Source organism: Halosimplex carlsbadense 2-9-1, from assembly GCF_000337455.1.
Taxonomy (GTDB): domain Archaea; phylum Halobacteriota; class Halobacteria; order Halobacteriales; family Haloarculaceae; genus Halosimplex; species Halosimplex carlsbadense.
Window position 1 is genome coordinate 1 of record NZ_AOIU01000006.1, and the last position, 19,623, is coordinate 19,623.

The following is a 19,623-nucleotide window of genomic DNA, read 5'->3' on the forward strand; positions in this document are numbered from 1 at the left end:
TGACCAGGATTTTCGTTTCAAATCGGTCCACACGAACTCTCGGCCGTGCTTCCACCCGATCAGAACGCCGACCTACACAATTGCTCTGTAACGAGCATGGTCAGGTATCGGTGGTGGACTTGAGCCCCGATCATTTTGGGCGCCTCAAACCTCGGCCGGTAAGCTGTTACGCTTTTCTTGGAGGGTAGCTGCTTCTAAGCTCACCTCCCGGCTGTCTAGGGCTTGAGACCACCTTCGATCGCACTTAGTCCACACTTGGGGACCTTAACCCGACTCTGGGTTGTCTCCCTCACGGTACACAGGCTTACCCCGCGCACCGAACTCCCCGCGTCGCCAGCGTTCGTAGGTTCGGAGTTTGACAGAACGGCCGACCTCTCTCGAGGGCGGTCCGCTCAATCAGTCTCTCTACCCCACGAACTACCTCGGCAGGGGTAATGCTTCGACATTTGTCGGTCGGAACCAGCTGTTGCCGAACTCGATGGGCCTTTCACCCCTACACGTAGGTCACGTGAGGGTGTTGTAAAACACCAACACTAGCAGACCTCCACGTGCCTTTCGGCACGCTTCGTCTTGCCCACGCGTAGATCGTCCGGTTTCGGGTCGTGTCAGTTTGACTCCCCGCGCTTGAACACGGCGGCCCTGGTGCAAAGCACTGCGGCCATGTCGGTTTCCCTATGCCTTCCCGGATGAACCGGTTAGACTCGCCAAACAGACACACTCCCTGGTTCGTTTTTCAAAACGTACGACGGAACATCGGCTCCCGTTCGGTCCTACTGGAGGCTCGCGCCTCTGTCGTTTTCGAACGGGCCTTTCATGCCCCGTCGCTCCATCGCCACNGTCTCGAGGAGTATTTAGCCTTGGCAGTAGATGCCTGCCGTATTCACGAGGGATTTCCAACCCCCGCTACTCCGGAACCGGCTCACGTCATACTAGCTTCCGTTACGGGGCTTTCACCCTGTGTCGCGCTCCGTTCCAGGAGACTTCACAGAAGGGTTCCGACGATGAGTGCCGGCCCAATACACCACATTGGCCGTGAGGCCTTCAGTTTGGGCTGTATCGCGTTCACTCGCGGTTACTGACGATATCTCGTTTGATTNGCCGGCCCAATACACCACATTGGCCGTGAGGCCTTCAGTTTGGGCTGTATCGCGTTCACTCGCGGTTACTGACGATATCTCGTTTGATTTCTTTTCCGACCGGTACTAAGATGTTTCAATTCCCGGCGTTCCCCATTGCGCGAAGCAATTGCGGTGGGGATTCCCATTCGGACATCCTGTGTTCTTCGCTTCCATGCAGCTCCCACAGGCTTATCGCAGCTTGGCACGTCCTTCGTCGGCNCGGTGGGGATTCCCATTCGGACATCCTGTGTTCTTCGCTTCCATGCAGCTCCCACAGGCTTATCGCAGCTTGGCACGTCCTTCGTCGGCTCTCGAGCCGAGCTATTCACCAGGTGGCATAGCAGCCACGTTAGTGGAGAAGGTCCGGTGAGGGACCTTCAATGTGGAGGTCCGGTGAGGGACCTCCGAATGTGTGGAGATCCAGTGATGGATCTCCTACGTCGTTGGACTCGATGAACGAGTCCAGTGGACGCCTGGATCGCACGTACACACAGTCTCATTTGCACACCCACGGGTGAGGTGGCGCGTGCATCGACCCTTCCCATCCGCGTTCACACGGGATGGTGCACCGGTCTTCCGTACTACGATTCGAGTGGAGTGTCCCACTTAAGGGACACGGTTCGAATCGCCGTACGTGACATGGACCCACTGGGATTTGAACCCAGGGCCTCCGCCTTGCAAAGGCGGCGCTCTGCCGCTGAGCTATGGGCCCGTCGTTAGCCCTGGCAGTTCATAGGTGCCCGGTCTGTGGGCGGTCGCGGGATGCTAGGAGGTGGGCTGGGGCAACGCCCCAGTCCCGGTCAGTAGGAGGTGATCCAGCCGCAGATTCCCCTACGGCTACCTTGTTACGACTTAATCCCCCTTGCGGAGCCCAGATTCGACCATCGCATGATGGCCTCATCCGGACCCCACTCGGGTGATNTGATTTGACGGGCGGTGTGTGCAAGGAGCAGGGACGTATTCACCGCGCGCTTCTGACACGCGATTACTACCGAATCCAGCTTCATGAGGGCGAGTTTCAGCCCTCAATCCGAACTACGACCGGGTTTAGGGGATTAGCGTATCCTCTCGGATTAGCTTCCCACTGTCCCGGCCATTGTAGCCCGCGTGTTGCCCAGCACATTCGGGGCATGCTGACCTACCGTTGCCCGTTCCTTCCTCCACGTTAGCCGTGGCNGCTTCCCACTGTCCCGGCCATTGTAGCCCGCGTGTTGCCCAGCACATTCGGGGCATGCTGACCTACCGTTGCCCGTTCCTTCCTCCACGTTAGCCGTGGCGGTCTCCCTAATGTACCCAGCCATCACAAGGATGCTGCTGGCAATTAAGGATGCGGGTCTCGCTCGTTGCCTGACTTAACAGGATGCCTCACGGTACGAGCTGACGGCGGCCATGCACCTCCTCTCAACGGCGTCGGGTAANGCGGGTCTCGCTCGTTGCCTGACTTAACAGGATGCCTCACGGTACGAGCTGACGGCGGCCATGCACCTCCTCTCAACGGCGTCGGGTAAGGTCATCAACCTGACCATCATTACCGTTGTCGGTGCTGGTGAGATGTCCGGCGTTGAGTCCAATTAAACCGCAGGCTCCTCCGGTTGTAGTGCTCCCCCGCCAATTCCTTTAAGTTTCATCCTTGCNGGTGAGATGTCCGGCGTTGAGTCCAATTAAACCGCAGGCTCCTCCGGTTGTAGTGCTCCCCCGCCAATTCCTTTAAGTTTCATCCTTGCAGACGTACTTCCCAGGCGGCTCGCTTCTCGGCTTCCCTACGGCACAGCGCAGGCTCGTAGCCTGCGGCACACCTAGCGAGCATCGTTTACAGCTTGGACTACCCGGGTATCTAATCCGGTTCGAGACCCAAGCTTTCGTCCCTCACCGTCGGGTCCATCTTCTCGAGGCGCTTTCGCCACCGGTGGTCCGTCCAGGATTACGGGATTTCACTCCTACCCCGGACGTACCCCTCGAGTCCTCTGGCCCCAAGCCGAACAGTTTCCGCTGGACGCCCACGCGTTGAGCGCGTGGATTTCCCAACAGACTTGCTCGGCCGGCTACGGACGCTTTAGGCCCAATAAAATCGGCCATCACTCGTGCTGCCGGTATTACCGCGGCGGCTGGCACCGGTCTTGCCCAGCACTTGTTCCTGTACCACCTTACGGTGCAGAAAAGCGAGGACTGTATGCCCTCGCACTCGGAGTCCCCCTATCGCACTGTCGTGCAGTGTAAAGGTTTCGCGCCTGCTGCGCCCCGTAGGGCCCGGAATCTTGTCTCAGATTCCGTCTCCAGGCTCTTGCTCTCACAACCTGTACCGATTATCGGCACGGTGGGCCATTACCCCACCGTCTACCTAATCGGCCGCAGCCACATCCTATGGCGCCGGAACGTTTCCAGCTCGCTGCACTCCAGCGTGCGAGCTGTATCGGATATTAGCCTCAGTTTCCCGAGGTTATCTCCGTCCATAGGGTAGTTTGGCCACGTGTTACTGAGCTATCTGCCGCGGGTCTAAACCCGCGCGACTAGCATGGCTAAATCGGACTCCGATAGCAATGGCCTCCGGCAGGATCAACCGGAATGTCCCCTGCAAAGCAGGGGGGTTAGGCGGGAACACACTCGATATGAGTGTGATCTCGATCGCTATCGTCATCTAGCATCCGGCGACACGCAGTCACAGACCGAGTGTCACCGAACTACCAGGGCTAACATCAGATCCCATCTGTACGGCGGACCGCAGGGGTGGAATCCTCATCTCCTTCGGACCTAGGTGTAGGTCGAGCAGGGTACATAACCCCTTCGACATCACCGTGGTCCGGGCGGCCGGGTTTCGTCGGCCCCGACCGGGCCGCGCTTGCAATCCATCCGAGTGCCCTGTTACACTTAAGGGCGTCGGATCGATTTCCGTCGAAACCGCACGACGGGAACGGGATAGGTGTCCGACGACCGGCCGGGCGACCCGGCCGGCCGACGAGCGCATCCCGCGGCCCGGCGGGGGCGTGTGCCCCGCGCCGCTTCGTATCTATTCCGATGGGGGTGATTCACTTAAGGCCGTCGAATCGGTCCCCGCCACGTCATGCGATTTCATGGGAAGAGGCCACACGAGCGCGGGGCGGCAAACGGCCACACCCGGGCCGACCCACAGTGACGGGACGCGCGGCTGGTCGGTTCGGATGTCGCGTGGCAGGAGGGCGGCCAGTCATCCCGCGCGTCGCGCGCTCGGTGTGGCCGAGTGGGAGCCACGCGTCCGTGAGAGGGAGTGGCTCCCCTATGTAGTTCACGAACGCCGGGCGGCGACCCGCGGGTGGTGGTCCCGCGGCTTGGACGGGATCGGGCGTCGGGGGGTAGTCGGAGAGAACTGTTCGCGGCCGTTCAAATATCGTCGAGGTGCTCGACGCCCTGTTTCGACACGTTCGCCTTCGTGATCTCGTCGACCTCGTTCATCCACACGTCCGAAGGATCCTCGGCGTCCCACTCGTTCATGTCGACGTCCGGCGGCGACTCCTTCCAGGACCACCCCTCGTAGATGTGGACCTTGTGCGTGCCCTTCTCCCGCAGGCGGATCGACTCACGCTCGGCCGCGTCCTCGCTGCTCGCCGGGTCGAGCCGCCGGGCCGCCTTCAGTGCCGCCTGCCGGGGGGTGCTCCCCGAAAAGACGCTGTCTTCCTCGCCGTTCTCCGTCCTGAGCGCGAAGTTGCGCTTGTCGCTGTCGGGTGCCATGAATTCGACCGCTCCATGCCAACCCAGCACATGATTCATTATAAATATACCCCCGGATCGGGGCGCGTGCTGGCGATTCGTTTATAAGATCGGCCGTTCGGGCGTCCGAGGAGGGGCGATTTTCTCCAGATTTCTGGCGCTAGCAGGGGGAATAAAACTCACGCGCACGGTCGGGAGTGCCTTCGAGCGCGATCGCCGGTCGGCCACGCGAGCGCGCACGGTAGACTTAAGTGTATCCTGCGGCGAAGGGCCGATAGGATAGCGCGATGGTGCGAAAGAAGAAGCTCAGCCCGAGTGGCGCCAAAGACGAGGACGGCGAGTATCACAACGTCCACATCAACATCCACGAGGACGAGCTGGCCGTCGCCGGCATGGAGATCGGCGACGAGGTGTTCGTCCGGGTCCGCGACAACAAGATCATCATTCAGAAGGCCGACCCGGACGACGTGGAACACGAGTTCTAGCGCCCGGGTCGGTCCCGCCCCACACAGGGGGCGAACTCATCCTATGAACGCGTACGATATCGCCAAGCCACTGTTGTTCTCACTCCCCGCCGAGACCGCACACAGCCTCGGTCACGGCGTCGTCGGCCTCGCCGGCCGCGCGCCGATCGACCGCGCTCTCGGCCGGCACTACACCGTCGACGACCCGCGACTGCGCGTCGACGCGCTCGAACAGTCGTTCCCCAACCCCGTCGGGGTGGCTGCGGGCTTCGACAAGAACGCCGAGGCAGTCCGCGGGCTGGCCGCGCTGGGCTTCGGCTTCGTCGAGGTCGGCGGCGTCACCGCCGTCCCCCAGTCGGGCAACCAGCGCCCGCGCATGTTCCGCCTGCGGGCCGACGACGCGGTCATCAACCGCATGGGCCTCAACAACGACGGCGCCGAGACCGTCGGCGAGCGCCTCGCCGACCTCGACGCGCCCGTCCCGGTCGGCGTCAACATCGCCAAGTCCGAACACGTCGACACCGCGGGCGCGCCCGCGGACTACCTCGCCACCTACGAGGAGGTCGCGGCCGGTGGCGACTTCTTCGTCGTCAACGTCTCCTGTCCGAACTCCCAGGGGTTCGAGGAGCTGCAGAACCGCGAGGCGATGAGCGACATCCTCACCGAGCTGCAGGACGCCGGCGCCGCGCCGCTTCTCATCAAGCTCTCGCCGGATCTGCCCGAACCCGCGGCCGCGGACACGCTCGATCTCGTGAGGGAACTCGGGCTCGACGGCGTGGTCGCGACCAACACCTCGACGGAGCGGCCCGACACCCTCCAGAGCCCAAACCGCGTCGAGACCGGCGGGCTCTCGGGCGCGCCCATCGAGGCGCGCGCGACGGAGATGACCCGCTTCGTCGCAGAGCGCGTCGACGTACCGGTGATCGGCGTCGGCGGCGTCGCCACCGCCGAGGACGCCTACCGGAAGATCCGCGCCGGCGCCTCGCTCGTCCAGCTGTACACCGCCTTCCTCTACCGCGGCCCGGCCATCGCTCGCGAGATCAACCTCGGTCTGCTCGAGTTGCTGGAGCGGGACGGCTTCGACTCCGTCGAGGCGGCCGTCGGCGCCGACCTGGACTGACCGCCGGGCCCGACGGAGCGGACGATGGAGCCGCCCGGGTCACTCGACATCTTTCCGCCGGAATATCGCGACCGCGACGGCGACGAGCGCCAGCGTCGCGACGGCGAGGACCGCGGCGTCGCCGATGGCGTACTCGCTCTCCCGGAGGACGGCGTTGGGGTCGAGATACCGCGTGGGAGAGACGACGCCCACCGCCTCGAAGTCGGTGTCGGTGACGAGCGACTCGGCGAAAAAGAGGCCGACGAGGACGCCCGCGGCGACCCGCTGGGCGATCCCCGCGCGGTCGAAGACGACGGAGGTGACGAGCCCGATCCCGGCACAGGCGGTGAGATACGGCACCGAGAGGAGGTGGATCGCGGCCACGTCGACGGCGGGGACGGGGTAGCCCACGATTTCGGTGGCGACGACCACGACGACGGGGACGACCGTCGAGAGCGCGACCAGCGGGACGGCCAACGAGGCGAACGCTTCGAGGACGACGCGCGCGCGCGAGACCGGCAGCGAGAGGAGCATGTCCATGCGCTCGCGCTCCACGTCGGCGGCGATCAGCGACGCGCCGGCGTAGGCGAAGTAGATGCCGACGATCAGCAGCCAGCCGAAGGTGTACAGCTCCGAGGCGAGATACCCCTCCATGCTCGCCAGTGACTGGACGCCGAAGGCCTTCGAGAGCGCCTCGGGGTAGGCTTCGAGCAACTGGTCGATGTCGGCGCCGAGGCTCTCGGCGAACGTGGGGTAGACGAAGATGTAGAGGAGGGCGAACCCGCCGAGCGCGGCGGTCGCGGCGGCGGCGCCGCGGACCCGGTGGCGCCCCTCGTAGCGCGCGAGTTCAAGCATCGCTCCCCCCATAGAACCGCATGAACACCTCTTCGAGCGGCGCCTCTTCCACGTCGAGGTCGAGGAGTCGCCGCTCGCCCAGCGCCGCGATCAGCTCGTTGACGTCGCCGGTGAAGGTGAACGTGCACTCGGTGACCGGGCCGTCGCTCGGGGTGCCCTCGGTCCCGTCGAGCGCGTCGACGTCGACGGATTCACCGGCGTCCGGGCCGGTCTCCGCTGGGTCGTCGGTTCGGCCGCCGTCGGTGGTGCTACAGGACACGTCGTGGACGCCGTCGAGGTCGAACGCGCGCGTACCCACGTCGCCCGCGACGCGCACGCGAACGAACTTGCCGGTGCGGTGGAGCAGGTCCTCGATCCGCTCGGTCGTGACGAGCCGGCCCTCGCGGATGATGCCCACGCGGTCGCAGACCCGGCGGACCTCGCTGAGGACGTGCGAGGAGAGGAAGACGGTCAACCCTCGTTCCTTTTCGGCCTCGACGAAGTCGTTGAACGCCCGCTGCATGAGCGGGTCGAGCCCGGAGGTGGGCTCGTCCATCACGACCAGGTCGGGGTCGTGCATGAACGCCTGGACGAGCCCGAGCTTCTGGACGTTGCCCGTCGAGTAGTCCCGCACCGTCCGGTCGACCGGCGGGTCGAACGTCTCCAGCAACTCCGCGCGGCGCTCGTCGCCCTTGATCGACGCGTGCAGGTCGAGGATCTCCCGGCCGGTCACCCCCTCGTCGAAGGCCGGGTTGGCGGGGAGGTAGCCGATCCGTCGCTTGGCAGCGATCAGGTCGGCCTCGTCGGTCACGTCGTGGCCGAGAACGGTCCCGCCGCCGCTGGTGGGCGCCTGGAAGCCCATCAGCGTCCGGATGGTCGTCGTCTTCCCGGCCCCGTTGGGCCCGAGGTAGCCGAACACCTCACCCTCCCCGACGGCGAACGTCACGTCGTCGTTGGCGAGGACCTCGCCGTAGTTCTTGGTGAGTCCCCGGACTTCGAGAGCGGACATAGCCCGAACTGCGACGGGAGCGCACAAATAATCTCGCCGACGGTCCCGGCCGCGGGTTTATCCTTTCGCGAGTCCTACAGGAACCCATGAGCGAGTCCGCCGAGATTGAGGAACCGAGCGCTCCGCGGAAAGTGCTCCGGACGGTCACGCCGGGCTCGAAGACCCGACCGGACATGGAGATGGACTCTATCGGCTGGGCCCTCTTCCTCGGACTGGTGGTCCTGCTGGTCCCGTTGCTCCCGTTCATCGCGATCGTCTGGGGCCTCTCGAAGGCGCTGGACTTTCTCGCGCGCCAGCGCGGGGAGTGACCGTGCGAGCGCGCGGCCGAGAACGAGCTACTCTCGGGCGTCGCGGACCGCCGACCGGACGCGTTCCCCGGTGAGCGGCATGTCGACGTGGTCGATCCCGAGGGGCGCGAGCGCGTCGCAGACGGCGTTGACGACGGCGGGCGGCGCGGCGATCGTTCCCGCTTCGCCGATGCCCTTGACCCCGAGGTCGTTCGTGGGGCTGGGCGTGACGGTCGCCTCGGTCTCGATGTCGGGGACGTGGAAGGATCGCGGGACGGCGTAGTCGAGCATCGAGTCGGTCTCCAGGGAGCCGTCGTCGGCGTAGACGGCCGCTTCGTAGCGGGCCTGGCCGATGCCCTGGGCGACGCCGCCCTCGATTTGCCCCTCGACGATAGTCGGGTTGACCCGCTCGCCGCAGTCGTCGAGGGCGACGTAGCGCTCGATGTCGACCGCGCCGGTCTCCGGGTCGACCGCGACGGAGACGACGTGCGTGCCGAAGGTGTAGGCGGTCTCGTCCTGCTCGAAGAACGTCGTCGCTTCCAGGCCCGGGTCCATCCCCTCGGGGACGCCCCAGCCGTAGGCCGCCTCGGCCACGTCGGCGAAGGCGCGGGTCTCGGCGGTGTGGTCGGGCGCCGAGAAGGTGCCGTCGCGGTACTCGACGGCCGACTCGGGGGCGTCGAGCAGGTTCGCGGCCAGTTCGCGAGCGGTCTCGCGGACGGCGCGGGCGCTCTCGGCGACGGCGTTGCCGCCGGTGATGGTCGAGCGGCTGCCGAAGGTGCCGGTTCCCTGGGGGATGGCGTCGGAATCGCCCTCCCGCACGTCGATGGCGTCGTAGTCGACCCCCAACTCGTCGGCGACGATCTGGGCGTATGTGGTGGCGTGGCCCTGGCCGTGAGAGTGGGTGCCCGCCGACACCGTGACCGTGCCGTCGGGGTGAGCGCGGACGACGCCGCTCTCCATGCCCCCGCCCGTCGATTCGACGTAACAGGCGAGGCCGACCCCGAGGTAGCGGCCGTCGTCGTCGCGGTCGGGCCGGTCGCGCAGGTCCGCCCAGCCGGCGGCGTCGAGCGCCTCGTCGAGCCCGCGTCCGTAGTCGCCGCTGTCGTAGGTGGCCCCGACGGCGGTCTCGTGGGGGAACTCGGCGATCTGGTTGCGCCGCCGGAGTTCGGCGGGGTCGACGCCGAGTTCGCGCGCGGCGGCGTCGACGAGGCGCTCGGCGACGTAGTTGGCCTCGGGCCGGCCGGCGCCGCGGTAGGAGTGGATCGGCGCCGTGTTCGTGAAGACGGCGCGGGTCTCGCAGTGGATGGCGGGGATCGCGTACTGACTGGACAGCAGCGACCCGTACCAGCCGGGCATCCCGAGGCTGCCGCCGAGACCGTAGGCGCCGACGTTGGCGTCGGTCTCGACGGCCAGTCCCCGGATGGTCCCGTCGTCGTCGACCCCCAGCTCTGCGGTCGTGCGGTGGTCGCGGCCGTGGGCGCCCGCGAGGTAGTTCTCGCCCCGCGTCGCGGTCCACTTGACGGGGACGGCGAGGTCCATCGCGGCGAAGGCGGCGGCGGCCTCGCCGGGGTGATGGTGGCCCTTGTGGCCGAAACCGCCGCCGACGGAGGGCGCGACCACTCTGATGGCGCTCTCGGGTAGACCGAGCGTGGTCGAGAGCTTGCCGCGGTGGCCGTGGGGCGACTGGCTCGTCAGTTCGACGGTCAGGCGCTCGTCGCCGGCGTCCCAGCGGGCGACCGCGGCTCGCGGTTCGAGGGCCGTCGGAATCAGCCGGTTGTTCGTCAGGTCGCGTTCGACGGTGTGGTCGGCGTCGGCGAGCGCGTCGTCGGTCGCCTCGCGGTCGCCGAGTTCCGAGGTGGCGGCGACGTTGTCCGGGGCGTCCTCGTAGAGCGTCGGTGCGGCCTCGGCCCGGGCCTCGCGCTGGTCGACGACCGCGGGGCGCGAGTCGGCGGTGACTTCGACCGCGTCGGCCGCGTCGCGTGCGCGGTAGCGGTCGTCGGCGACGACCGCGGCGATCGGCTGGCCCTGATAGCGGACGCGGTCGCGAGCGAGCACCGGGTGGCCCGGCGGGTCGCAGTCCAGTCCGTGCGTCGAGATGGGGAGCACGCCCGGCACGTCGGAGGCGGCGATATCGTCCCATGTGTACACCGCGAGCACGCCCTCCGTCGACTCGGCCGCGGCCGTGTCGACGGCCTCGATGTCGGCGTGGGCGGCCTCGCTCCGCGCGAAGGTGAGATACGCGAGGTCGGGGTGGTCGATGTCGTCGGTGAACGTCGCGTCGCCGGTCAGCAGCGCGGCGTCCTCCCGGCGGTCGACGCCCTCGCCGACCAGGGTGTCCGGGCCGTCGGCCGTCCCGGCGTCGCCCGCGTCCGCTGTCGGGTCCGCCTGCGCGTCGTCGGTCATGGAGAGAACGTGCGGCGACAGCGGCTAAACTGTTGTCCCGTGGTTCAGGCCGAGCGCGGTCGCGCTGCCGGGACCCGCCGGGTCGGCGGTTCAGCCCAGCGAGACGGAACTGACCGACTGCGAGCGCTCGGCGTCCCAGAACTGCAGGCGCTCGACGGTCCAGTCGACGGGGTCGAAGGGGGTGTCCCGGAGACCGGCCGCGCGTTCGACGGAGCCGCCGCGGGCGACGGTGACGTGGGGGGTGTAGTCGTCGCCTTCCACGTCGTCGACGGGATCGAAGCGGTCGCACAGGCGCTCGTGGAGCGCTTCGAGCCCGGGACTGTCGACGGCGAGGTAGACGACCGGTCCCTCGCCGCGGGGCACGTCCGTGAACACGTCGACGCCGGTGACCCGCACCTCGAAGGGGGGCTGGCCGCGGAGCGCCTCGCGAGCGCGGGCTTCGATCTCGTGGTAGACGGCGGCGTCGCCGCGGCCGAGGCGCTTGGCGACGAGAGTGTGCTCGCCGCGCTGGCGGAGTTCGGCGGTGCCGAGACGGGTGCCCAGGTCGCGGGCGAGCGCGGCGACCGTCCCGGGGACGGGAACGTTCAGACTGTACACGCTCCTCGGGAGGTGCCAGCGGCCGAAAAGACCGTCGTTCGCGGCGCTCGCAGCGCGGGTCGCGAGCCGCGGTCGCCCGCGGAGCCCGGCCTGGGTCAGATCCGGTCGAGCAGCCAGAGGACGATGAGGACGACGATCACCAGACCGAACAGCGACCGGAAGGGACCGAGCACGATATCGATGACGAGGTCGAGCACTTCCAGCGCGAGCCAGACGACGGCCAGCGCGAGCACGACCTTCAGCAGTGTCTCGACCTCGATATCAGCCCGTGTGTCCATGGCCGCCACGTGGGGAGCACCCGGCAAATGCCTTGGGCCACCTGTCACTCGAAGCGAGCGCGCACGCGACCACGAAAGACTTTCCGCCGTTCGCACCGACGCGATTGACGATGCAAGACGTGTCGCGGGGGGTCGCCGTGTCGGTCCTCGTCGTACTGTGCTGTCTGTCGGCAGTCGGGCCGGCGGTCGGTGCCGTCGGCGAGCGTGGATCTCCGGCGTTGGCCGGTCAGGGGGTCGCGGCGGGGACGCAGGCGCCGCCGGCGTTCCAGTCGGCCGTCGATCCCGACGTGGTCGTGTTGCGCGCGGCGGTCGAGGAGGACGGCACCGCCGCGTGGACCGCCGAGTTCCGCGTCCGCCTCGACGACGAGAACACGACCGCCGCCTTCGAGTCGGTACAGGCCGACGTGCGCGAGAACGCGTCGTCGTTCACGAGCCAGTTCGCCACGGGGATGAGCCGAACGGTCGCGAGCGCCGAGAACAGCACCGGTCGGGAGATGGCGCTTTCGAACGTCACCGTCACCGCGACCCGGGAGCGACTGCCCCAGGAGTACGGCGTGCTCACCTACCGGTTCAGGTGGGCGAACTTCGCGGCGACCGACGGCGACCGCCTGCGGGTCGGTGACTCGCTGTCGGGCCTGTTCCTCGACCGGGAGTCCTCGCTCGTGCTGTCGTGGCCCGTGGGCTACGAACGGCAGTCCGCCACGCCCGAGCCCGACGCGACGGGCAACGGGTCGGTCACCTGGCGCGGCCCCGTCGACTTCGGGCCGAACGAGCCGCGCGCGGTCGCCGCGCCCGCGGGCGGCGGCCTGCCGACGACCGCGCTGGCCGGCCTGCTCGTCGTGCTCGTCGCCGCGGTCGCCGGCGGCGGGTTGCTCTACCGCTCCCGGTCGAGCGACGATGGCGCGGCCGCGGGCGGCGCCGCGGCGACCGCCGACTCCGACCGGGGGGCGAGCGACACCGAGACAGCGGACGAAAGCACCGAGGGAGACCGCGAGACGCGCGAGCAACCCCCGGCGGAACTGCTCAGCAACGAGGAGAAGGTGGTCCGCCTGCTGGAGGACAACGGCGGCCGAGTCAAACAGCAGCAGATCGCCGGGGAGTTCGACTGGACGGACGCCAAGACCAGCCAGGTGGTCGGGAACCTCCGCGACGAGGACGCCATCGAGACGTTCCGCATCGGCCGCGAGAACGTCGTCGCGCTGCCCGAAGAGAGCGACTTATGACTTTCGACCCTTCAATCGGGCTCGGTCGGTCGTTCGGACGGAAACCGGGCGACCGAGCGGGCGACGGCCCGGGTCGAAATTCGGGTTGATCGGGATTGATCCGGGTTGGCGATTAGGGGTTTATATATTCGAACGGGAACAACGGAGGAGTGAGATGGCCGAAACGTCACCCGTGGTCGCGGCGCTGCTCGTGGCGGTCGCGGCGGTCGGCGCGGTGCCGGTGGCCGCGCTGACCGGCGGGGTCCCGGCACAGCAGCCCGCGACGAACGACAGCGCAGCGAACGAGTCGCTGGCGCCCGGCGAGCGCTTCGCCGGCGTCGTCGGCGTCCAGCAGGCGGAGGTAGCGGGCGAGATCGAGGCGCGAGCGTTCGGCCAGCGCGTGGCGGCCGCCGCCTCGAACCGCTCGGCCGCCGGCGTCGTCGCCGGCGAGGTCGAGAACCAGGAGCGGCGTCTCTCGGAGCTGGACGCCGAGATCGCGGCGCTGGAGCGGGCCCACGAGAACGGGACGGTGAGCGAGGGACAGTACCGCGCCCGCCTCGCGAAGCTCCACGCCCACGAGCGAGCGATCGAGCGGCAACTCAACCGGACGGCGTCCGTCGCCGACCGGCTCCCCGCGGCGGCGCTGGAGGCCAGGGGCGTCAACGTGACCGCGATCCGGACGCTCCGCTCGCAGGCGAGCCAGCTGACCGGCCCGGAGGTCGCCGCGATCGCCCGGACCATCACCGGCGAGGGCGCGGGCAAGGGGATAGGCGGACCGCCGGCCGACGCCGGCCCGCCCGCGTTCGTCGAAAACCGGACCCGCGGCCCCGGTGGGACGGAGCGAGACCGGGGAAACGGGAACGGACCACCTGAGGACGCTGGCCCCGGCAACGAGACGGCGGCATCCGGAACCCAGGGAAACGGGAACGGGCCGCCCGAGGGCGCCGGTAGCAACGAGACGGGGCCGCCCAAGAATGCCGGTACCGGCGACGGGACCGGACCGTCCGAAGCGAGTGGCCCCGGCAACGAGACGGGGCCGCCCGACAACGCCGGCGACGGGGCCGGAAACGGTGGTGCCGGCGCTGCCGACGGCGACGGCGGTGACGGCGACAGCGGTGGCGCGGACGGGGGCCGGGACCGTTCGCTCTCGGCGGCGCTCCGGCGGTAGTCCGGCGGCGCTGGCGGCGGTATCGCTCCGGTTTCCGCGTGGCGTGTGACTCGCTAACAGAGCGTAGCGGGCCGCTCGGCACCGGTTCGGAAGCTTTTAGTAGCGAGTTGTCGGTAGTAGCAGGTACATGGCTCCGACCCGCGCTCACGGCACGCAGGCCGCGGCGAGTCGCGGGTCCGCCGGCCGACTTTTCGCGCGTCGGACGGCGGCGCCGGCAGGCGTCGACGCCCGACGACCGCGGCGACGACGACCGGGCCGTTAGGCCCGCAACTACTCCTCCCCACGTCGCCACGTCTCGTTTCCAACTCCCGCCACCGTCGGGTTCCGGGCGGACATCTCACCCGACAGTCACCACACAACACATGACATCCGACCCATCCGGCACCGTCGCGCTCGCCTTCTCCGGCGGGCTCGACACGACAGTCTGCGTCCCGCTCATCAAGGAAGAGTACGGCTACGACGACGTCATCGGCGTCACCGTCGACGTCGGCCAGCCCGAAAAAGAGTTCGACGAGGCCGAGGAGACCGCAGAGGAGCTCGGCCTCGACCACTACGTCGTCGACGCCAAACAGGAGTTCGCCGAGCTGTGTCTCCAGTCCGTCAAGGCCAACGGCACCTACCAGGGCTACCCGCTCGGAACGGCGCTCGCGCGCCCGGTCATCGCCAACGCCATCCTCGAAGTCGCCGAGGAGCAGGGCTGTAGCGCCCTCGCGCACGGCTGTACGGGCAAGGGCAACGACCAGTTGCGCTTCGAGGCCGTCTGGCGCGCCTCCGACTTAGACGTACTCGCGCCCGTGCGCGAACTGGGCCTCACCCGCGAGTGGGAGAGCGAGTACGCCGCCGAGAAGGGGCTGCCCGTCGAGGGCGGCGACGGCGGCCGCTGGAGCATCGACACGAACCTCTGGAGCCGCTCGGTCGAGGGCTCCGAACTCGAAGACCCCGCCCACGTCCCCGGCGAGGAAATCTACGACTGGACGCAGGCGCCGGGTTCGGCGGACCCGGAGACCGTCGAGATCGAGTTCGAGCAGGGCGAGGTCGTCGCCGTCGACGGCGACGACCAGGACGCCGTCTCGCTCATCGAGGACCTCAACGAGCGCGCCGGGAAACACGGCGTCGGTCGCACCGACACGATGGAGGACCGCATGCTCGGGCTCAAAGTCAGGGAGAACTACGAGCACCCCGCCGCGACGGTGCTGCTGACGGCCCACGAGGCGCTCGAATCGCTCGTCCTCACCCAGGAGGAGCGTTCGTTCAAGACGCAGATAGACCAGCGCTGGGCCGAGAAGGGCTACGAGGGCCTGATCGACGCGCCGCTGACGAAGGCGCTCGAAGGCTTCATCGAGCAGACCCAGACGAAGGTCACCGGCACCGTGACGGTCAAGCTCGACGGCGGGCAGGCCCGCGCGGTCGGCCGCGACAGCGAGTACGCCGTCTACAGCGAGTCCGCCGCCTCGTTCAACGAGGAGGCGGTGACCGACGACATCACCCAGGACGACGCGACCGGCGTCGCGAAGTATCACGGCTTCCAGTCGCGCCTGGCCAACCGCGTCGCACAGAACGTCGCGGCGAAACAGGCCGAGGCCGCCACCGACGGCGGTACTGACGACGGCGAAAACTGACCATGACCGACGGCGAGGACACCCCCGACGCGGACAAGGGCGACGCCGCTACCGGCGGGACCGCGATCCGCCGGGACCGCTTTTCGGGCGGTCCCGCACGCGGGTTCATGTCCTCGCTGGCCGCCGACGAGCGCATCTTCGCGGCGGACCTGCAGGTCGACCGCGCCCACACGGTGATGCTCGCGGAGCAGGGGATCGTCGACGACGAGGACGCCGCGATGATCCTGTCGGCCCTGGACGACGTGGAGGCGGCGGGCCACGGCGAGTTGCCCGACGCCGAGGACGTCCACGAGGCCATCGAGACCGCCGTGATCCAGCGCGTCGGTCCCGAGGGCGGGCGCATGCACACCGCCCGCTCGCGCAACGACGAGGTGGCGACCTGTATCCGCTACCGCCTCCGTGCGGATCTGTTCGAGGCGCTGGAGGCGGTCGTGGGCGCGCGCGAGCAGTTGCTCGACGCCGCCGAATCACACACCGAGACGGTGATGCCGGGATTCACACACCTGCAGTACGCCCAGCCGGTGACCGTCGCGCACTGGGTCCTGTCCTACGAGGGCCCACTGGCCCGCGACACGGAACGGCTGCTCGCGGCATTCGACACGACGAACCGGTCGCCGCTGGGTGCGGCGGCCTTCGCCGGCACTCCCTTCGACGTGGATCGGGACCGCACCGCCGCGTTGCTCGGCTTCGACGGGACGGTCGCGAACTCGATGGACGCCACGTCCTCCCGGGATTTCCTCGTCGAGACGACGGGCGCCTTGACGACGCTGGCGACGACGCTTTCGGGGCTGGCGGAGGATCTGGTCGTCTACAGCGGCCGGGACTACCTGGAGATCAGCGACGACTACGCGTCGACCTCGTCGATCATGCCCCAGAAGAAAAATCCGGACACACTGGAGATCGTCCGCGCGACCGCTGGGAAAGCGCAGGGCGCGCTCCAGCAACTGTTGACCACGCTGAAGGGGCTGCCCCGGTCGTACAACATCGACCTGCAGGAGGCGACGCCGCCGGCGTGGACCGCGGTGGATTCGGTGCCGCCTGCGCTGGAGGTGGCGACGGGGGCGCTGACGACCGCCGAGTGGCACGAGGACGTGCTCGAAGCGGAGGCCGCCGCCGGGTTCTCGACGGCGACGGGCGTGGCCGACCGCCTGGCGATGGCGGGCGTGCCCTTCCGGACGGCTCACGAGGTCGTGGCGGCGGTGGCCGAGGATCTGGATCCCGGCCAGGACGCCCCCGAGATCGCGGCGCTGGAGGCGGCCGCCGAGGAGGTACTGGGCGAACCGCTGACCGCCTACGTCGACCGGGAGACGCTGGAAGCGACGCTGGACCCCGTCGAGAGCGTGGCGATGCGCGACTCGGCCGGCGGGCCGGCGCCCGAAGCGGTCGCGGCCCAGATCGACGAGGCCCGCGAGCGCCTCGCGACCGACGAGGACGCGGTCGCCGAGCGCAGCGACGCGGTCGCGACGGCGCTGGACGACCTGGAATCGGAGGTGGCCGACTATGTCTGAGCGGCGAGACGCGGGTGACCACCTTCAGACCGACCCACACCACCGACCGCAGCCGCTCCCACGACCCCGCGAGGGGAACTAACATAAAACTGATACAGTGAACGGACTGTCCACGAAATCGGGCCCGCGACGCGCTTAGCGTCGAGTCCGCGTAACTATTTTTGTCTGATAGGTTCGAAGCGTTTAAGTAGATAGCAGGGTGAGTAGGGACTACGATGGCAGAATGCGTCGAGTGCGGGGCGGAAGTAACCCTGCACGACGGCATCGAGATAGGAGAGATCGTCGACTGTGGCACCTGCGGTGCGGAGCTCGAAGTCGTCGACACCGAACCTCCAGTCCTCGAGACGGCACCCGAGCTCGAAGAGGACTGGGGTGAGTGAGAGTGAAGGTCGGCATCCTCTACTCCCGGATCCGCCGGGACGAGAAGCTCCTGCTGAACGAGCTGCGTGAGCGCGACCACGAGGTCGTCAAGGTCGACGTACGCAAGCAGCGCTTCGGGCTCTCGGAGCCCCCGGAGGACATGCAGAACGTCGACGTGCTCGTCGACCGCTGTCTGGCGACGAGCCGCTCGCTGTACGCCACGGAGTTCGCCGACGCCTACGGCATCCCGGTGGTCAACAGCGCAGAGACCGCCGAGGTCTGTGCGAACAAGGTGAAAAACAGCCTCGCGCTGGAGAAGGCCGGCGTCCCGACGCCCGCGACGGACGTGGCGTTCACGAAGGACGCCGCCCTCGAGAGCATCGAGGCGTTCGGCTATCCGTGCGTCCTCAAGCCCGTGGTCGGGTCGTGGGGACGGCTGATGGCGAAGATCGACTCCCGGTCGGCCGCGGAGGCGATCCTCGAACACAAGGAGACCCTGGGCCACTACGAGCACAAGGTCTTCTACATCCAGGAGTTCGTCGACAAGCCGGGCCGGGACATCCGTATCGTCGCGGTCGACGGCGAGCCGGTCGCCGGGATGGTCCGCTCGTCGGACCACTGGCTGACCAACGCCGCCAAGGGTGCCGAGACGTCGGAGATCGAGATCACGCCGGAGATGGAGGAACTGGTGACCAAGGCCAGCGACGCGGTCGGCGGCGGTCTCCTGGGGATCGACCTCATGGAGACCGGCGTCGGCGAGGACGGCGAGCCTTCGGGCTACACCGTCCACGAGGTCAACCACACCGTCGAGTTCAAGGCGCTCGACGAGGTCACCGAGGTCGACGTGCCGGCGACGGTCGTCGACTGGCTGGAGACCACCGCCGAGGCCGGCGAGAGCGAGACCGCAGAGGCGGCGACATGACGGGGGAGGCGAACGCATGAGCGACGACGCGGCCTACACCGCATCCGTCGTCGGCGGCACGGGCTTCACGGGCGGCGAACTCCTTCGCCTGCTCGCGGGCCACCCCGAGTTCGAGGTCGTCCAGGCCACGAGCCGCTCGAAAGAGAACAAGACGGTGGGCCACGCCCACCCGAACCTCCGCGATCTGGACCTGCGCTTTTCCTCGCCGGAGGACCTCGAAAGCGTCGACGCGCTGTTCGCGGCGACGCCCCACGGCGTCTCGATGGAGCAGATCGACGAGTTCCGGGACGCCGCGGAGACGGTCGTCGACCTCTCGGCGGACTTTCGCCTCGACACGGAGGACCAGTACGACGAGTGGTACGACGGGCACTCCCGGCCGGAACTGCTCGACGAGTCGGTCTACGCGCTGCCCGAACTCACACGGGACGAACTCCCGGGCGCGGACCTCATCGCGTCGGGTGGCTGCAACGCCACGGCGACGATTCTGGGACTCAAGCCGCTGGTCGAGGAGGGCATCCTCACCGGCGACGAGCAGATAGTGGTGGACGTGAAAGTCGGCTCCTCGGAGGGCGGGGCAGGGGGCGGCGAGGCCTCCAGCCATCCCGAGCGCTCGGGCGTCGTCCGCCCGTACGCGCCGACGGGTCACCGCCACGAGGCCGAGATCGAGCAGTTCCTCGGCCTGGACGTGTCCTTCACCGTCCACGCGGTGGACATGATCCGCGGTGCGAGCGCGACCTGTCACGTCTTCCCGGGCGAGCCCGTTTCGAAGGGAGACCTCTGGGGAGCCTACCGCGGCGAGTACGGCGAGGAGCCGTTCGTCGAGCTCGTCGCGGGCGGCGGCGGGGTGTATCGCTACCCCGAGCCCAAGGCGGTCGCGGGGACGAATCGCGCGGAGGTCGGGTTCGAACTCGACCCCGGAAACAGGCGCCTCGTCGTCTTCTCGGCGATCGACAACATGATGAAAGGTTCGGCGGGGCAGGCGGTCCACGCCGCCAACGTCGCGCTGGGCATCGAGGAGACGGCGGGGCTGGAGTTCGGGGGCCTCCACCCGGTCGGCGCCCCCTGAGCAGGTGA

Annotated in this window: 16 protein-coding genes, 1 tRNA gene and 2 rRNA genes; 10 read left to right on the forward strand and 9 right to left on the reverse strand. The window is 68.0% G+C overall.

Annotation, left to right across the window (positions count from 1 at the left end):
* The 4 genes from C475_RS24190 to C475_RS02370 form a co-directional block, all read right to left on the reverse strand.
* Positions 1 to 1,471, reverse strand: a 23S ribosomal RNA gene (locus C475_RS24190); the annotation flags it as partial.
* Positions 1,472 to 1,758: 287 nt separating this feature from the next.
* Positions 1,759 to 1,830: transfer RNA gene (locus C475_RS02365), tRNA-Ala, on the reverse strand.
* A gap of 93 nt (positions 1,831 to 1,923) precedes the next feature.
* Positions 1,924 to 3,682: ribosomal RNA gene (locus C475_RS22145) — 16S ribosomal RNA — on the reverse strand.
* A 790-nt stretch (positions 3,683 to 4,472) separates the two neighbouring features.
* Complete coding sequence (locus C475_RS02370; RefSeq protein WP_006882157.1) at positions 4,473 to 4,820, reverse strand: non-histone chromosomal MC1 family protein; 348 nt, start codon at positions 4,818 to 4,820, stop codon at positions 4,473 to 4,475.
* Positions 4,821 to 5,086: 266 nt separating this feature from the next.
* Between C475_RS02370 and C475_RS02375 the strand changes: the two genes are divergently transcribed.
* A complete protein-coding gene (locus tag C475_RS02375; protein ID WP_006882158.1) occupies positions 5,087 to 5,284 on the forward strand; it encodes a hypothetical protein in 198 nt (65 codons plus the stop codon).
* Positions 5,285 to 5,327: 43 nt separating this feature from the next.
* Complete coding sequence (locus C475_RS02380; protein ID WP_006882159.1) at positions 5,328 to 6,383, forward strand: quinone-dependent dihydroorotate dehydrogenase; 1,056 nt, start codon at positions 5,328 to 5,330, stop codon at positions 6,381 to 6,383.
* Positions 6,384 to 6,422: 39 nt separating this feature from the next.
* On the opposite strand, the gene C475_RS02385 is transcribed toward C475_RS02380, so the two are convergent.
* A complete protein-coding gene (locus tag C475_RS02385; protein WP_049929932.1) occupies positions 6,423 to 7,217 on the reverse strand; it encodes an ABC transporter permease subunit in 795 nt (264 codons plus the stop codon).
* On the reverse strand, positions 7,210 to 8,205 hold the full coding sequence (locus C475_RS02390; RefSeq protein WP_006882161.1) for an ABC transporter ATP-binding protein: 996 nt from the start codon (positions 8,203 to 8,205) through the stop codon (positions 7,210 to 7,212). The genes C475_RS02385 and C475_RS02390 overlap by 8 nt, the downstream gene beginning before the upstream one ends.
* Before the next feature lie 86 nt (positions 8,206 to 8,291).
* Between C475_RS02390 and C475_RS02395 the strand changes: the two genes are divergently transcribed.
* Positions 8,292 to 8,513: a DUF7535 family protein gene (locus C475_RS02395; protein ID WP_006882162.1), complete on the forward strand. Its 222-nt coding sequence runs from the start codon at positions 8,292 to 8,294 to the stop codon at positions 8,511 to 8,513.
* 27 nt (positions 8,514 to 8,540) lie between these two features.
* Here C475_RS02395 and C475_RS02400 read toward each other — a convergent pair whose 3' ends face one another.
* The 3 genes from C475_RS02400 to C475_RS02410 all read right to left on the reverse strand — a co-directional run bounded on the left by C475_RS02400 (position 8,541) and on the right by C475_RS02410 (position 11,770).
* Entirely contained in the window at positions 8,541 to 10,895 is a 2,355-nt protein-coding gene (locus C475_RS02400; protein ID WP_006882163.1) for a xanthine dehydrogenase family protein molybdopterin-binding subunit, read from the reverse strand.
* 90 nt (positions 10,896 to 10,985) lie between these two features.
* The gene (locus C475_RS02405) at positions 10,986 to 11,492 is read right to left on the reverse strand and encodes a 2'-5' RNA ligase family protein (RefSeq protein ID WP_006882164.1); all 507 of its coding nucleotides are present in this window, start codon (positions 11,490 to 11,492) and stop codon (positions 10,986 to 10,988) included.
* A 95-nt stretch (positions 11,493 to 11,587) separates the two neighbouring features.
* Positions 11,588 to 11,770: a DUF7554 family protein gene (locus C475_RS02410; protein ID WP_006882165.1), complete on the reverse strand. Its 183-nt coding sequence runs from the start codon at positions 11,768 to 11,770 to the stop codon at positions 11,588 to 11,590.
* A gap of 110 nt (positions 11,771 to 11,880) precedes the next feature.
* Here C475_RS02410 and C475_RS02415 point away from each other — a divergent pair, with 110 nt between their 5' ends.
* The 7 genes from C475_RS02415 (at position 11,881) to argC (ending at position 19,615) form a co-directional block, all read left to right on the forward strand.
* Positions 11,881 to 12,993 carry a helix-turn-helix transcriptional regulator gene (locus tag C475_RS02415; protein ID WP_006882166.1) on the forward strand — a complete coding sequence of 371 codons (1,113 nt, stop codon included), beginning with the start codon at positions 11,881 to 11,883 and terminating at the stop codon, positions 12,991 to 12,993.
* 154 nt (positions 12,994 to 13,147) lie between these two features.
* The gene (locus C475_RS02420; protein ID WP_006882167.1) at positions 13,148 to 14,140 is read left to right on the forward strand and encodes a hypothetical protein; all 993 of its coding nucleotides are present in this window, start codon (positions 13,148 to 13,150) and stop codon (positions 14,138 to 14,140) included.
* Positions 14,141 to 14,502: 362 nt separating this feature from the next.
* A complete protein-coding gene (locus tag C475_RS02425) occupies positions 14,503 to 15,759 on the forward strand; it encodes an argininosuccinate synthase (protein ID WP_006882168.1) in 1,257 nt (418 codons plus the stop codon).
* Positions 15,760 to 15,761: 2 nt separating this feature from the next.
* On the forward strand, positions 15,762 to 17,267 hold the full coding sequence (gene argH / locus C475_RS02430) for an argininosuccinate lyase (RefSeq protein WP_006882169.1): 1,506 nt from the start codon (positions 15,762 to 15,764) through the stop codon (positions 17,265 to 17,267).
* Between the two features lie 215 nt (positions 17,268 to 17,482).
* Complete coding sequence (lysW, locus tag C475_RS02435; protein ID WP_006882170.1) at positions 17,483 to 17,647, forward strand: lysine biosynthesis protein LysW; 165 nt, start codon at positions 17,483 to 17,485, stop codon at positions 17,645 to 17,647.
* Positions 17,648 to 17,649: 2 nt separating this feature from the next.
* A complete protein-coding gene (lysX, locus tag C475_RS02440; RefSeq protein WP_006882171.1) occupies positions 17,650 to 18,549 on the forward strand; it encodes a lysine biosynthesis protein LysX in 900 nt (299 codons plus the stop codon).
* Between the two features lie 16 nt (positions 18,550 to 18,565).
* On the forward strand, positions 18,566 to 19,615 hold the full coding sequence (argC, locus tag C475_RS02445; RefSeq protein ID WP_006882172.1) for an N-acetyl-gamma-glutamyl-phosphate reductase: 1,050 nt from the start codon (positions 18,566 to 18,568) through the stop codon (positions 19,613 to 19,615).
* Positions 19,616 to 19,623 lie beyond the last annotated feature (8 nt).

What these genes read in the sequence shown, in the direction of transcription:
- C475_RS02370 (WP_006882157.1), bottom strand. Translation starts at nt 4,820, where the DNA reads ATGGCACCCGACAGCGACAAGCGCAACTTCGCGCTCAGGACGGAGAAC.
- C475_RS02375 (WP_006882158.1), top strand. Translation starts at nt 5,087, where the DNA reads ATGGTGCGAAAGAAGAAGCTCAGCCCGAGTGGCGCCAAAGACGAGGAC.
- C475_RS02380 (WP_006882159.1), top strand. Translation starts at nt 5,328, where the DNA reads ATGAACGCGTACGATATCGCCAAGCCACTGTTGTTCTCACTCCCCGCC.
- C475_RS02385 (WP_049929932.1), bottom strand. Translation starts at nt 7,217, where the DNA reads ATGCTTGAACTCGCGCGCTACGAGGGGCGCCACCGGGTCCGCGGCGCC.
- C475_RS02390 (WP_006882161.1), bottom strand. Translation starts at nt 8,205, where the DNA reads ATGTCCGCTCTCGAAGTCCGGGGACTCACCAAGAACTACGGCGAGGTC.
- C475_RS02395 (WP_006882162.1), top strand. Translation starts at nt 8,292, where the DNA reads ATGAGCGAGTCCGCCGAGATTGAGGAACCGAGCGCTCCGCGGAAAGTG.
- C475_RS02400 (WP_006882163.1), bottom strand. Translation starts at nt 10,895, where the DNA reads ATGACCGACGACGCGCAGGCGGACCCGACAGCGGACGCGGGCGACGCC.
- C475_RS02410 (WP_006882165.1), bottom strand. Translation starts at nt 11,770, where the DNA reads ATGGACACACGGGCTGATATCGAGGTCGAGACACTGCTGAAGGTCGTG.
- C475_RS02415 (WP_006882166.1), top strand. Translation starts at nt 11,881, where the DNA reads ATGCAAGACGTGTCGCGGGGGGTCGCCGTGTCGGTCCTCGTCGTACTG.
- C475_RS02420 (WP_006882167.1), top strand. Translation starts at nt 13,148, where the DNA reads ATGGCCGAAACGTCACCCGTGGTCGCGGCGCTGCTCGTGGCGGTCGCG.
- C475_RS02425 (WP_006882168.1), top strand. Translation starts at nt 14,503, where the DNA reads ATGACATCCGACCCATCCGGCACCGTCGCGCTCGCCTTCTCCGGCGGG.
- argH (WP_006882169.1), top strand. Translation starts at nt 15,762, where the DNA reads ATGACCGACGGCGAGGACACCCCCGACGCGGACAAGGGCGACGCCGCT.
- lysW (WP_006882170.1), top strand. Translation starts at nt 17,483, where the DNA reads ATGGCAGAATGCGTCGAGTGCGGGGCGGAAGTAACCCTGCACGACGGC.
- argC (WP_006882172.1), top strand. Translation starts at nt 18,566, where the DNA reads ATGAGCGACGACGCGGCCTACACCGCATCCGTCGTCGGCGGCACGGGC.